Genomic DNA, 14,380 nt, shown 5'->3' with positions numbered 1-14,380 from the left:
ACCATAATTAGTTTAGGAAATTACGCTTTTTAGCAATAATTTCAGCCAATTGCACAGCATTTAGTGCAGCACCTTTTCGCAAATTATCGTTAGTGATGAAAAGTGCCAATCCCTTATTTCCATCGACCGCTTGGTCTTGCCTAATTCTACCAACATAACTTGCAGACTTTCCTGCCGCTAGCTGAGGAGTAGGAATATCGTTAAGCTCAACTCCTTCAGCCTTGCTTAATACTTCGCGAGCCATGTCTGGAGTTACATCATGCTCAAACTCAGCGTTTACACTCATGCCGTGACCAGTGAAAACACCTACGCGCACACAAGTACATGAGGCTGCAAGATTTGGCAAATGCAAAATCTTACGGCTTTCATTGCGCAATTTTTGTTCTTCGTCAGTTTCTTCAGAACCGTCATCAACTATTGAACCAATAAAAGGCACTACATTAAAAGCAATAGTACAAGCAACTTTTGTAGGTTCAGGGAAATCTATTGCACTACCGTCGAAAACGAGTTTATCTGCTCCTTGGTTTAATGCAGCTTGAGCCTCATTCATGAGTTGCAAAGCACCGGCTCGACCGGCGCCAGAAACAGCTTGGTAAGACGAAACAATTAAACGTTTTAATCCAAAAGCATCAGCAAGCGGCTTTAATACAGGCATGCAAGCCATAGTTGTGCAATTTGGATTTGCTACTATTCCTCTTGGAATAGTATCTAAATCTTCAGGGTTTACTTCCGCAACTACCAAAGGCACATCGTTATGCATACGCCATTGCGAAGAATTATCTACTACAATTGCGCCAGCTTCAGCGAATTTCGGAGCCCAAATTTTTGAAGTTCCGCCGCCTGCAGAAAAAATAGCTATGTCAATTCCGTGCAAATCTGCTTTTTCTACATCTTCTACGACTACGTCTTTGCCACGATATTGCAAAACTGTGCCAGCAGAATGAGCGGAAGCCATAAAACGTAAATCTTTTATTGGAAAATCGCGCTCGTCAAGCACTCGACGCATTACCATACCAACTTGGCCAGTTGCGCCAAGTACTGCCACGTTCACGCCTTTTTCGTTGATAATTGTCATCGAGACTCCCCTAAAAGTAAGTACGTATAATTTCTACAGTTTTTACAATTCTACAATTTAGTTAATTTAATAATTTAAATTGCTTCAGCGCCCGCTTCCGCCGTACACTACTGCTTCAACCTGGCTTGCGTCCAAACCGTAAGCAGTATGCAAAGCACGAACAGCTTCATCAATTTGTTCAACAGGAACCATGGCAGCAATACGAATTTCCGAAGTAGAAATCATCAAAGTATTTATACCATGTTCACTTAGCGCAGTGAAGAAGGTAGCAGCTAGACCTGAATGTGTTTTCATACCAACGCCAACAACAGCTACTTTTCCTACTACTGGAACGACATCCATAGAAGTAAATTTCAATTCATTATGCGCTTCTTCTAGAACTTTACGGACTGCTTCCATTGACGCTCCTGGAGCAGTAATAGAAATATCTGCTGTACCAGTAGAAGCACTTGCTTGCGCAATCATGTCAATATTTACATTTGCTTTTGCAAGAGTTGTAAATACTTTCGCAGCCATACCAGGAATATCTGGAATACCGCGAACCGTAATCATTGCCTCACTGCGATCATGAGCAACGCCAGAAATAACGGGAGTTTCCGGACCTAAATCAGGAAATAAATCGCCCATAGTCGAAAGAATATCGTGGTTTACCATTGTTACCGCCTTTAAGCTCGAAGATTATTTGACATTATCTATTAATATTTAGTTTTGTATTTTCTAACTCAGATTAGGCAAATCGTTCGGATTAATATTATTTGGAACTATAAGCGTTCCGTTCCTATGCGAGAATGAACTTCTAACATGAAGAGGCATGCCAAAACGCTGAGCGTACTCAACACAACGCAAAGCAAGCACGCGCGAACCGCAAGATGACATTTCAAGCATTGAATCATAATCAATTACAGGAATACGTTTTGCAGTTGGCACAATACGTGGGTCTGCAGTAAATACTCCATCTACATCCGTGTAAATCTCACATACATCAGCACCTAAAGCAACCGCAAGCGCTACAGCGGAAGTATCCGAACCACCTCTACCGAGAGTCGTGTCATCTCCAACTTCGTTAATTCCTTGGAACCCGGCAACAATTGCAACACTGCCTTTGCTAAGAGCTCTTCTGACACGATCAGGCTTAACCGCACGAATATGCGCAGCTCCGAACTGAGTATCTGTCATAAATCCAGCTTGAGAACCAGTAAAAGAATAAGCATGAGATCCTTGAGCATGAATAGCCATTGCAAGCAAACTCATAGAAATTCGTTCGCCTGCTGTCATAAGCATATCCATTTCGCGAGCAGGAGGATGAGTATTTACACTCATTGCTTGATCAATTAAATCGTCAGTTGTATCTCCCATCGCTGAAACTACAACAGCAACATCATTGCCTTCTGCTTTTGTAGAAAGAATGCGTTTGGCAACACGTTGTATGGAATCCGTATCCGCTACAGAAGAACCACCGTATTTCTGTACGATAAGCGCCAATTTTTACCCCTTGCTCATGTCAATATTGATAAACGCACAGGATATGCCGAATAATGGCTTCGATATCAGACTACCAACTATGCCCTATTTATTGATAATAATTTGTGCACATAAAAACAATATTCAAAATTACACAGATTGACGGCCAGAAAATGCACGACCTAAAGTGATCTCATCCGCATACTCTAAATCTCCACCAACAGGCAATCCACTTGCCAAGCGAGTAACTTTAATTCCTAGAGGATCGAGCAATCGAGCCAAATACGTAACAGTCGCTTCACCTTCTATATCAGGATCAAGCGCAAGAATAATTTCTTGAACTTTTGCATCTTTAAGACGTTCAAGTAATTGCGTAATTGCTAAGTCCCCAGGCCCAACATTTGCCATTGGGTTAATTGCACCACCAAGAACATGATAAACACCTGAATACTCATGAGTTCGCTCAATACTCATAATGTCTTTAGGTTCTTCAACTACGCAAATTTTGCTATGATCACGCCGAGGATCTGCGCATACTATGCAAGGACTCTGCTCACATACGTTTCCGCATACATCACAAAAACGCACACTTTCTTTCATGTTATTAATTGCGTCTATTAGCTCTTGAACATCTTTATCCGAGGAAGAAAGTAAGTAAAACGCAATACGCTGAGCGCCTTTAGGTCCAATCCCTGGAAGCTTTGAAAATGCTTCAATTAAGCGACCAATTGCTCCATCATATGACGATGAATTATGCACTGTAAACTACTCCTCTTGCTTTTTCTTAACGCTCATAATCGCATTTTTAGGATTTTTAGGATCAGTGGAAGCAAATTCTTCAACAGATTTAACTTCAAAAATTTGTTTAAGCTCATCAGTGCTTACAGATGTTGCTGATTCTAATGAAGCATCATCCATTGAACATTCGTCAGCAGTAGCTCCATTCGTAGGAGAAACAGTAGTCTGAATTGATTCAGCAGACAATTCTGAAGTATTAGTTGCATTCTGAACTTGAGACTGTAGTTTATCTTGATCCAAGACACCAGAAATAGCTTCATCTTGGTTATGAGAATGCGAACTCTTCTGTATTGTAATCTCGTCATCATGATTCATAGGCTCATCTTCAATAGAAGACTCTTCAGAAGAAGAGTTTTCTGGCATTGCAATCACATCCGACATAGGCATAGACGACATGTCTGCCCAAACATCATCATCCGCATTCGCAACATCACTTAACTCATCCGCAGTATTTTCAGAAGCTACTGATGCTGCGGAGCCATCAGCGCCACTAAAACCCGAAGATTCTTTTTTAGTAGGATTTTTATTTATTCCGCTGCTATCAGAATCAGTTTTATTACTAAAACCAGCAGATATACCTGTTTTACGCAATAAAATATCGCGCTTAACTTTTGCAAGCTTCTGCGGATCCATTCGAGCAACAGATTCTACTTGTTCACCATTAGCAGCAACTGGTGCAGGAGCAATCATTACTTGCGTGCCAAATATCTCATGCACTTCATTCATTACTACTTTTGGCACTTTTTGTCCATCATATGGAGAAGTAGTGCATACTGCGAGCGCAAACGCATGTTGACTCATAGGCTCATTAAAAGTCAAAATAAGACGCTGTCGACCTGATTGTGCTGAAGTAAGTTGCACTGTAGGAACATACTCACGAGTTACATACTCACGTACGTCATCAGGCAATTTTGAAACTACTTTATCCCACATTGCATCAGTATCCATGGAATCATTCTTTGAATTAGCATTATGCGCATCGTTCAAAAACACTTTTTTAGATTCCGTTTCTTTTGTGTTTGTAGCAGATTGCGTTTCTGCTTTAGCAATAGGAGATGCTGTAGTTTCAGAAGGTAGTGAAGAATTTGAAGTACTATTATTCTCACTATCTGCAGAAACATATTTCTTATTGCTTGTAGAACCTACGAAATGAGCACCAGAAGATACTTTATTTTGAATATTCTGCGTAGAAGTGGAAATATTTTGTTGTTGCACGTTATTGATGCGCAAATTAGTTGCAACAGTATTTGAAGTTTCGCTGTCTGCAAGCAAACGAGCAACTAAAATTTCCAAATTCATGCGAGGAGAAATTGCACTAGCCATTGCACTTAAAGCATCATTAATTGTTTGAGCCATACGTGCTAAATCATGCAATGTCATGCTTGCAGATTGCTTATTCAATATTTCCAAATCTTCTGGAGAAACATCATTAAGTAAGCTTGAAGCCGCTTTAGGACCTGCAGATACCATAAGCAACAAATCACGAACTCTACCTAATAAATCTTCTACAAACTTACGAGTATCGTAACCTCCAACAATAACGCGACGAACTACATCGTATATCGAAGCACCATCATGATTAATAAGATCGTCAATGAATTCGCTAATCAATGAATTAGGCGTAAAACCTAATAAAGCAACCGCAGAATCCAAAGAAATTGAACCATCAACAGCACCCACCATAAGCTGATCGAGCACAGATAACGTATCTCGCATTGATCCCGCACCAGCGCGCATAACAAGGCGAAGAACTCCCGGCTGCGGCAGAATACCTTCCTTTTTGCAAATATCTTCAAGATATGGAGACATTACCTCTGGAGGCACAAGTCTGAAAGGATAATGGTGTGTACGCGAGCGAATAGTGCCAATAACTTTATCCGGCTCAGTGGTAGCAAAAATAAACATTACATGCTCAGGCGGCTCTTCTACAATCTTAAGCAAAGCATTAAAACCTTGCTGTGTAACCATATGAGCTTCGTCGAGAATGAAAATCTTATAACGGTCACGAGCAGGAGCGAAACCAGCACGCTCACGCAACTCTCTAGCATCATCGACACCGTTATGGCTTGCAGCATCAATCTCTACAACGTCGATAGAACCTGCACCGCCAGTAGCTAAATCTTTACAGCTTTGGCACTCTCCGCATGGGTGCGAAGTTGGTCCTTTTTCGCAATTAATGCAGCGAGCTAAAATTCGCGCAGAACTTGTTTTACCGCATCCACGTGGTCCAGAAAATAAATATGCATGCGTTATTTTCCCTTGGTCTAATGCTCTAGACAAAGGTATGGTAACCTGATCCTGCCCAATAACACCATCAAACGTGTCAGGACGATATCTACGATACAGTGCAAGTGCCATGTTTCCTAACCTACCGCGACCTAACTATTTCCCCGATATATCTTAGTTAAGACTATCAGCAGCCGCCACCCGACTGCTGATATTTATATTCGTTTTTGCTACTTACTACTTATTGCAATCTTCTAGTCCTGCTCTAGCAGAAACTTCCACGTTAGAAGCAAATGGAATATTCAGCCCAACAGAAACACGAACAGTTACATCATTACTAGTAGAGTTGCAAGATTTCAAAAAAGCATTGCTTGAAGCAACAGTACGCGCAACAACCTCACACGCATTATCCTCCATCCTTTGCAACGCAGAAGCACCGGATAAAGCAGCAGAAGTTGCAACAGCATAAGCTTGATGTTTAGCTCCGAGAACATTACATAAAATAGCAGAAAGCACTAGTATTGAGCAGACTGCGATCACTAGCATAATGCCAAGCATAGTGCCAGAACCGCAGTCGATGCCCTTACATCGCTTATGAATGAAATTTATTGAATGCTTCACAAAATTCTTGCGCCTACTCATACTAAAACCTGGCTTACATGACTTTCCACTAGAGGCGGCAAAATATGAAGAGGATCAGGAATAAGAGGACATTTAACAACAATATTCGCCATATTATTGCTACGACTTATTTTCACCGACGCTCCTTGACCTGCGACCGACTGCACGATACTTGCGGCAGCTTTATCGTCCTTATGAGTCACAAGATAATACGCAACTTGCGCAGCAGCATCATGACAATTCATAGTACATACAACTGCTCTACCTATGCCAATCAATACAAATAACAGTATTAATGCACAAGGTAAAACAATAGAAAATTCAGCAGTTACCGTCCCTCTGTCATAATCACTAATTTTGCGCAACAACCTTTTGCACACAATAACTTTCCGCATCATAAGCTCATTTCATCCGCTAAAGCATGCCGTTAGCCGATTTTCAATGCTTTTTTAACTAAATCTGTCAACGTTGTGCGAACCGTATCTGATTTCAAAATAGCAACTAGCAGTGCAGCAAAACCAGTGGCAGCAATAATAACTACTGCATATTCAGCTGTTACAGCTCCAGAATCCTTATTTTTAAGACCGTCAGCGTACAATTTTCTTTTTTGACACAAACATGACTCAATATTCACTAATTGTTCATTTACTTGAAGCATAGACACAGAGCATCGTGCAACAAGTTTTTGCATTATCCCAACCATCATCTTGTACCTTTCACTTCAAACTATCCGAAATTTTCGGATAGAAATATTATTACAACTTGTTTTGCGAATGAAAATAAAAAAATTGCATTGTGGATAAAAGCTAATTTATTTTTCTAGAAATTTATTTTTAAAAAGCTAGCGCATAAGTGACATAACTGTTGGCAAAATTCCTATGCATATAAAAGATGGCAAAAAACATAATCCAACAGGAAGCAGCAATCGCACAGACAACCTAGAACTTTCTTGTCTAGCAATATTGGCCATATTTCTCTCATAATGTTGAGCAAGTGCAGACAATACAGGAACTGGAGATGAACCATAACACCATGATTCTTTTAAAGATGTCATTAACCATCTAGCTAATATTTCTGAAGAATCTAAGTTTTTACGATTAGTAAATTTTGATTTATTTTCTAATTCAAAATCATCTTGTCTAGTATAAGTAGAAGACCATGCTTCATGCCACGTATCTCCTGCAAGTAAAGCATTGGAAACAGAGCAAAGCCACATGCCTTGACCGCAAGGAAACACTTGCCCAACAGCACTAAGAGCCCTAGTAATAGCAACACCACTACGAAGTGAAACAATAATCATATGTAAACCAAGAAGAGGATCTACATATGAAACTTTTGAATTACGCCATTCGTATTTAAATAGCATAATTTTACTGTTAAAGCGCATACGATTATCTAATGAATCGCACTCTAATCTCAAACTCACCCATTGCCAAACAATTACAACAAACAATGGGATGATAAACAAAAGCTGCTTTGTGGATTCCATAAATCATCCTTCCAGCGAAGCAGCATCCATTGCATGCTGAGATATTTGCAACATAGAACTAACCCACGCCAAACCCAATCCATAACATATTCCACCTATTGTTAATAAAATCCATCCATTTACTGTTGTAATTAACATCAAAATAGGGTGACCACCTAGTAATTCACCAGCAAAAAGAGCCAAAATAGGTAGAGCAGTAAGTAATTTTATTGTTGCTTTTGGCATTGCAGCTACGTCAGCACGTAAATCTTCTGCACGCTTCTGAGCATGATATGACGCTGCCGTAGCTTCCACACATTCTGCCATAGCGCAACCAAGAGTATTACTCAATTCATATGAAGCCATAAGACTTTCAGAAACAGTATGCATATGTTTTTCAAGCTGACGACGTTGAGTCTTATTCATATTGCGCTTCTTTGGAAAACAACGTTCATAAAGCCATTTATAAATAATTTTTGTATTAACTGCATTACTGCAAATACATTGTTGAGACTTAGAGTCACTGTGAACAATCATTGCAAAAGTAGAACCAGAACGTAATGCAGCAATCATTCCAGCAAGAACTTCTTCAATATCCATTTTTACGCTCCAAGCAACACAATCGACTACTAATTATTTGAACTGTCAACACATATGCTGGCCATATTCCCGAGAAGATTCCAATAATTTGAAAACTTAACCCATGCAGGCAAAAATTTCATAACAATACTGCCGTCAATTCCACAAGATAATTGCAAAACTGGAACGCCGCACAGCAACGAAACGCTAGAAGCGTATTGCAGAATACCGAGTTCTTTGATCATTCGACGCCCGTTAGAGGATCTCTCTACATGAATAACAACATCGAATGCTCCAGCAGCTAAAGCACATAAAGCTGCAGGCTCCAACCCAGCCAATAACCCTAATGCCATAAGACGAGCGGGAACTTTCTCTATTTCATCTGCATGAAGAGTTGTCATTCCACCCTTATGACCAGAAGTAAATACTCTCAACAAATCAGCAATTTCTTCCCCACGACATTCACCAAGAATAATGCGATCCGGACGCATTCTTAATGTTGCTTTTACTAATTGAGATAAGCCAATTTCTCCTACACCTTCTACATTAGCTTCTCGCGCACTTAACGAAACATGATTTTGTGTCAACTCGCCAAGCTCTCTAATTTCTTCAACAGATACAATACGATCTTCGCAATCAGCAGCAGCCAACAAAGCCTTCATAAGTGTGGTTTTCCCAGATCCAGTACTTCCAGTGATCATTATATTTGCTCGCTTTTTAACTAGAACGCTTAGAATACAAGACAATTCTTTTGGAAACATGCCTTGATCACTCAAAGAAACAAGATCATAACGATTAATTGAAGGAAAACGAATTGACAATGCTGCTCCTTGAGATACAAGTGGCGCTAAAACAGCATGTATGCGAATGCCAGAAGTACTTGAAGCATCAGCAATAGGACACGCATCATCCAGTCTTTTGCCTAATTGTGCACAGAGCCATACAGCATATTCTCTTAACAAAGCAGGGTTGTTAAGTGGAACTCGAGTTGCGCGTTCCTTAAGACCTTGCCCACAATCTACCCACACACGACCAGACTCGCTTACAACCATGTCTGTGACTCTTACGTCATTGGCAAATCCCTGCAAAATCCCAAAATCGATATCACGAATATTATTTACGATCATATTTACCTCTTGAATATTTCGAACGACGATATTGCGAACGACGATATTTAGTTACAACATTTTTTGTATTTGATATAACATCTCCAATAAGCCAATTATTTATGCGTTTCATGGTTTCCTTCATTGAAGATGGCACATTTCGAATACCGTAGCCCCCTATAATGTCGGTGTACATGCGAGCATCATGTTGCAATGAACCAAGAAATGTAGTTGATAGATATTCAGAAGCTTCATCGATACTTAAAACATAAGATTTTTGCATTAAACCGCGAGGAGGCAATCCCACAACAGCAAATTTGTTGAACTTTACGCCAGAATCACACAAAGTATCTAATTTTTGTAGCAACGCTCTAAACCTTGCTAAATCAAGCACAGATAGCTCAACCGCAGCAAGAGTCGCACTGTCAATAAATTGCGGAATATTACGGTAAGACTTCATAGCAGTCTCGCCAGAACCTATATCTACAATAACTACATCAACAGCATCAGCTAGACCTCTAATAGCAGCCTCCAAAACCCAAGGTTCAGGATATTTACCATGCCATGGAGAAAATGCTAAAACATCCACATTATCCCAATGCAATAGCTCATTGCGCAACACATAGCCATCGCATCTACCTAAGGGAGCATCAACTTCTTGCAACCTGCGACCTTCATCTGATTCCAAACCAAGCAGAACGTCTAAACCGCCATGAGTCAAATCAGCATCTACAAGAGCAACACTATGGCCTTGTTCACTTATATAGCGAGAAAGAATAGATAGAGAAGTGCTTAGCCCAATGCCATCTGCAGCAGACATTCCAACCAAAATATTTTTAGGCAATGAATCTAAAGAATCACGCGCAATAAGATTATCTTCTTCAGCATTATTAAACATACGAGATTTATGCTTAATAGAAATATCTTGCGAGCGTTCAGTATTTTGAAAACTCTCCACATCTTGAGAACTCTTAGGCAAAAGAGTCATAACAGTATGATCGTCAGCTATACATGGCGCAATTTTTATACCATTAGACGCAGATTCGTATATAGATTTATCTGCAACTTGAGGAGGATAAACATAACGTTTAACATCTCTAAATGCGCCTACAGCTTCGCCATTGTTATAATTCTTATCAATCTGCTTAACGCCAATTGATTTATTGTTTACACTCATATTCATACTCATGCGCCTATTGAAACGCATACAGCAATGAGTTTTCAACAATATTCATGCAATGTGGTTAAAAGCTCAGAAAATATTAAGAATAAGCAAATATTGCACAAAAATTATCTATAAAAACATCTATTTTACAGAATTTACAGATGGCAATACTAAATCTTTATTAACTTTCATATAGCGTTCAAGTAACTCACCATAAATTGGCTTAGTTTTTAGAATATCTGAAATAAGCAATGCTATAAATGCAGAAGCTGCAACTGGGAGCGTATGAATCATAGTTCCAGACATTTCAACAGTAAGCAAAATCGAAGTAAGTGGAGCTTTTACAGATGCAGACAACGTACCAGCCATAACGCAAACTGCAAACACAGATACAAATTTTGTATCAATGCCAAATGCTGAAACGCTAGTAATACAGCGCGCAGCAACACCACCTGCGAGCGCACCTACTGCAAGAATAGGCATAAAAATACCACCAGGAGCGCCACAGCCAAAACTCGTAGAAGTAAACAACATTTTTGCCACAAATAGCAAACAAAGCATTACAAGACTTGCTTTTCCATATTCAGAAAGTCGCACTAAATTAGATCCGCCACCAAGAACTTCAGGCAGGAACAAGCCAACTGGTATTGCAATTAAGCAAGCAACAGCAACAGGCATCCACTTTGGCAAATATCCGTATAATGTTTGCAGACCAAGTAACGAACGATTCATTATCGAGCCTACAAAACCTGCAAAAATACCAAGAGGAATAATCCAAATATGCAAGTTCATTGGCAAATCTGGAATCTGACCAAAATCAAGAACTGGACGCAATCCGAAACAAGTTTGCGAAACAAAATCAGCACATAAAGCAGCTGCAGCAGCTCCTATAAGAACAATTGAAGTTAAGCCGTGCTGAATCTCCTCCATAGCAAACATAACTCCAGAAAGTGGCGCAGAAAATGCAGCAGATAAACCGGCTGCAGCTCCAGCAGTTACTACATAATGCTCTTTAATATCGTCACGCCTACCTTTACGGAAAATTCGAGACAACATTTGAGCACCACATGCACCTATTTGAATAGATGGACCTTCACGCCCAAGAGACAATCCAAATAAAGAACCAAGTAAACCACCAACAAAACGCACTGGCAGAATTGTATGCCATCGCATATTCAAACCGCGATTAACATATCCCACGACTTGAGGAATACCACTTCCAGAAGCCATACTTTCTTTACGACTCATCCAGCCAATAATTAGACCTGCAATTACAGCAAAAATAAAGCATGGCAAAATCCACCATACGTTATGCCGGATTTGTAAATACATCCAACGCGCAAAATCCGTACCGTATTCAATACCAAGCCTGTAAGAAGCTACTAATGAACCAGAAACAGCGCCGACAAATATCCCAGCTAATATTACTTTCCAACGAAGCTGGCAAAAAGTTTTTGATATTTGCTTTAACTTATTGCTTAAAAAGCTCAATGCATTCTTAAACTTCACTACAACTCGATTCTGCGCACAACACTTAACTTCTAAATACTAAATTACGTGCAGTAACAATATTTGCGAAACAATATACCCAACAGAAGCAGCAAAGAATGGAACAATAAGTTCTGCAAAAAGCAAGAACACTCCATCTTTTATGCGCTTTCTTTGAATAAGATCCACACCTTCAAAAATTGCAGTAGAAAACGTGGAAAATCCACCCAAAAATCCCAAAATCATCAAATAAGCAAAACGTACTCCACATATTGCAGCTGCAACCATGAAAACATTAGACACAACACCTATAGCAAATGAAGCAACGCAATTGATAAATAGCGTTGCAACTGGAACTTCGCTTTTATGAGCAGCTGAAATTTTTTTAGTCATTGCGCATCTTAAAACAGCACCTAAACCACCAAAAAAGCAAGGCAAAATAAACATAATAAAAACGTATAAAGAATTCATCACTTCATCACCTTAGTATTAGCTTCTGCAACAGATCGACTTTGCTTTTTATTCATGCAATTCGCAATTCCTGCTCCAACCCAATTACCAACAAAAGCCATAAAAACGCCAAAAAGCAGCGAAAAAAGCATGCCCAAAACAACAAGCGTCATGCGTGGAGCCATGAAAGACATTGCACTTTCAAACGCGAAAGTAGACATAGTCGACAATCCGCCACAAAAGCCTGTTCCTAGCGCATATTTATACAAAGTTTGCTTTTCTTGCGTTAAAGCTTTAACAGATATTGCAGTAACAAGAGCAAAAATAAAGCATGCAATCATATTTGACAAAAAAGTCCCTAAAGTAAGCTGGCCAAATATAAATGATTGTCCGTCTACTTGGTGAATCGTGTGCGCATAAGAAGAAATTACTGCGCGCACGAAAGCTCCACATGTACCACCAATAAAAACTAAAAAGTATAATCGACAATTATTTTTTTTATTTTTTCCGCTTATTTTACTCATTTTCACTCTTTTTGAAATTATCGTCATAAACCAAAACGACACTCCCAATCGAGAAGTGCCGTTTTGCTAAGTTGATCATAAAATAATAAACAATTTCAGTCAGTTAGTGAGTGAACACTAATGATATGATCACGCTGCGGACCAGTTCCAATAGCAGAAATACGGCAATGAGAAAGCTCTTCCAAACGCTTTACATAACTTTGCGTATTTTGAGGCAAATCTTCAAACTTATGGATTTGAGAAATATCCTCATTCCAGCCTGGAAGCATCTCGTATACTGGTTTCGCAGAAGCAAATAGTGATTGATCTACAGGCATTTCTTCCATACGCTGAACTGTTCCATCAGACAAAGCCACATCATAAGCCACGCAAACTGGGATTTCCTTCAAACCAGTCAAAACGTCAAGCTTAGTAAGAACAATATCCGTCAAACCATTTACGCGAGTTGCATAACGGCTTACTACAGAATCAAACCATCCACAACGACGAGGACGACCAGTTGTAACACCATATTCATGGCCTTGCTCACGCAACCAGTCACCCTGCTCATCCAAAAGTTCAGTTGGGAATGGACCTTCACCAACACGAGTAATATACGCTTTCGCTACTCCAATTACGCGCGTAATACGAGTAGGACCAACACCAGTACCCGTGCAAGCGCCACCAGCAGTAGGGTTTGAAGAAGTTACAAACGGATAAGTACCATGATCGACGTCAAGCATTGTGGCTTGCCCACCTTCAAACAGCACAGTTTTGCCTTCATCCATTGCTTCATTCAATACTAATGAAGTATCAGCAACATATTTCTTCAAGCGTTTGCCAAGCTCCACAAGTTGAGCAGTAACTGCATCAATATCAATAGGATGTTGATTATAAAGTTTTATAAGCATTTGATTCTTTTGATGCAAACTTGCTTCAACTTTGTCGCGCAAGTGATCAGCATTAAATAAATCATGCACTCGAATACCAACACGATTAATTTTATCCGCGTAAGTAGGTCCAATACCACGACCAGTCGTGCCGATCTTGTGTTTACCAAGGAAACGCTCAGTTACTTTATCAATAACTCGATGATACGGAGTAATAACATGCGCGGCTTCGCTCACAAGCAAGCGCGAGCAATCTACACCGCGAGATTCCAAAGCGTCAATTTCTTCAAGCAATACCTCTGGGTCAACAACAACACCATTACCAATTACAGGCGTAACATTAGGGCTGATAATTCCGCTTGGAAGTAAATGTAATGCATAAGATTTATCGCCAACAACAACAGTGTGTCCGGCATTATTACCGCCATTAAAACGTGCGACAATATCAACCTTTGAACCAATTAAATCTGTTGCTTTGCCTTTACCTTCGTCACCCCATTGAGCTCCAATAAGCACAATACCAGGCATGCCGCACCTCCATTTTTGAGCT

The 14,380-nt window shown here is 39.8% G+C and carries 16 protein-coding genes; all 16 read right to left on the bottom strand.

Features of this window, described 5'->3' with window-relative positions; genetic code table 11:
• Nucleotides 1-7: 7 nt before the first annotated feature.
• A complete protein-coding gene (locus HXT47_RS00830) occupies nucleotides 8-1,075 on the bottom strand; it encodes an aspartate-semialdehyde dehydrogenase (RefSeq protein ID WP_421789101.1) in 1,068 nt (355 codons plus the stop codon).
• 84 nt (nucleotides 1,076-1,159) lie between these two features.
• Nucleotides 1,160-1,729 (bottom strand): ACT domain-containing protein, encoded by a 570-nt coding sequence (locus tag HXT47_RS00825; RefSeq protein ID WP_421789099.1) that lies wholly within the window; start codon nucleotides 1,727-1,729, stop codon nucleotides 1,160-1,162.
• Nucleotides 1,730-1,792: 63 nt separating this feature from the next.
• The gene (locus HXT47_RS00820; RefSeq protein WP_004574185.1) at nucleotides 1,793-2,557 is read right to left on the bottom strand and encodes an aspartate kinase; all 765 of its coding nucleotides are present in this window, start codon (nucleotides 2,555-2,557) and stop codon (nucleotides 1,793-1,795) included.
• 129 nt (nucleotides 2,558-2,686) lie between these two features.
• Nucleotides 2,687-3,295, bottom strand: coding sequence for a recombination mediator RecR (gene recR, locus HXT47_RS00815; protein ID WP_004105782.1), 609 nt, complete (start codon nucleotides 3,293-3,295; stop codon nucleotides 2,687-2,689).
• Nucleotides 3,296-3,301: 6 nt separating this feature from the next.
• A complete protein-coding gene (gene dnaX, locus HXT47_RS00810) occupies nucleotides 3,302-5,692 on the bottom strand; it encodes a DNA polymerase III subunit gamma/tau (protein ID WP_117008615.1) in 2,391 nt (796 codons plus the stop codon).
• A 105-nt stretch (nucleotides 5,693-5,797) separates the two neighbouring features.
• Nucleotides 5,798-6,202, bottom strand: coding sequence for an Rv3654c family TadE-like protein (locus HXT47_RS00805; protein ID WP_004574187.1), 405 nt, complete (start codon nucleotides 6,200-6,202; stop codon nucleotides 5,798-5,800).
• Nucleotides 6,199-6,579: a TadE/TadG family type IV pilus assembly protein gene (locus HXT47_RS00800; RefSeq protein ID WP_032835337.1), complete on the bottom strand. Its 381-nt coding sequence runs from the start codon at nucleotides 6,577-6,579 to the stop codon at nucleotides 6,199-6,201. Before HXT47_RS00800 ends, HXT47_RS00805 begins: the two co-directional genes overlap by 4 nt.
• Before the next feature lie 29 nt (nucleotides 6,580-6,608).
• Nucleotides 6,609-6,884: a DUF4244 domain-containing protein gene (locus HXT47_RS00795; protein ID WP_004574189.1), complete on the bottom strand. Its 276-nt coding sequence runs from the start codon at nucleotides 6,882-6,884 to the stop codon at nucleotides 6,609-6,611.
• A gap of 138 nt (nucleotides 6,885-7,022) precedes the next feature.
• Entirely contained in the window at nucleotides 7,023-7,670 is a 648-nt protein-coding gene (locus tag HXT47_RS00790) for a type II secretion system F family protein (protein WP_421789097.1), read from the bottom strand.
• Between the two features lie 3 nt (nucleotides 7,671-7,673).
• Nucleotides 7,674-8,249 (bottom strand): type II secretion system F family protein, encoded by a 576-nt coding sequence (locus HXT47_RS00785; protein ID WP_101885838.1) that lies wholly within the window; start codon nucleotides 8,247-8,249, stop codon nucleotides 7,674-7,676.
• A gap of 29 nt (nucleotides 8,250-8,278) precedes the next feature.
• The gene (locus HXT47_RS00780; protein ID WP_421789095.1) at nucleotides 8,279-9,355 is read right to left on the bottom strand and encodes a CpaF family protein; all 1,077 of its coding nucleotides are present in this window, start codon (nucleotides 9,353-9,355) and stop codon (nucleotides 8,279-8,281) included.
• Nucleotides 9,342-10,517 carry an ATPase gene (locus HXT47_RS00775; RefSeq protein ID WP_421789093.1) on the bottom strand — a complete coding sequence of 392 codons (1,176 nt, stop codon included), beginning with the start codon at nucleotides 10,515-10,517 and terminating at the stop codon, nucleotides 9,342-9,344. Before HXT47_RS00775 ends, HXT47_RS00780 begins: the two co-directional genes overlap by 14 nt.
• A gap of 123 nt (nucleotides 10,518-10,640) precedes the next feature.
• Nucleotides 10,641-12,008: a ClC family H(+)/Cl(-) exchange transporter gene (locus HXT47_RS00770; protein ID WP_421780965.1), complete on the bottom strand. Its 1,368-nt coding sequence runs from the start codon at nucleotides 12,006-12,008 to the stop codon at nucleotides 10,641-10,643.
• 39 nt (nucleotides 12,009-12,047) lie between these two features.
• Nucleotides 12,048-12,458, bottom strand: a complete 411-nt coding sequence (locus HXT47_RS00765; RefSeq protein WP_004574195.1) for a fluoride efflux transporter FluC — start codon at nucleotides 12,456-12,458, stop codon at nucleotides 12,048-12,050.
• Nucleotides 12,458-12,877, bottom strand: a complete 420-nt coding sequence (locus HXT47_RS00760) for a fluoride efflux transporter FluC (RefSeq protein ID WP_012913740.1) — start codon at nucleotides 12,875-12,877, stop codon at nucleotides 12,458-12,460. Before HXT47_RS00760 ends, HXT47_RS00765 begins: the two co-directional genes overlap by 1 nt.
• Nucleotides 12,878-13,056: 179 nt before the next feature.
• Nucleotides 13,057-14,358 carry an adenylosuccinate synthase gene (locus tag HXT47_RS00755; RefSeq protein WP_421789090.1) on the bottom strand — a complete coding sequence of 434 codons (1,302 nt, stop codon included), beginning with the start codon at nucleotides 14,356-14,358 and terminating at the stop codon, nucleotides 13,057-13,059.
• Nucleotides 14,359-14,380 lie beyond the last annotated feature (22 nt).

The sequence above is a fragment of the Gardnerella sp. DNF01205 genome (genome assembly GCF_049244135.1).
Taxonomy (GTDB): domain Bacteria; phylum Actinomycetota; class Actinomycetes; order Actinomycetales; family Bifidobacteriaceae; genus Bifidobacterium; species Bifidobacterium leopoldii.
Note: the sequence above shows the minus strand (reverse complement) of the source record. Positions and strands in the feature narration are given on the sequence as shown.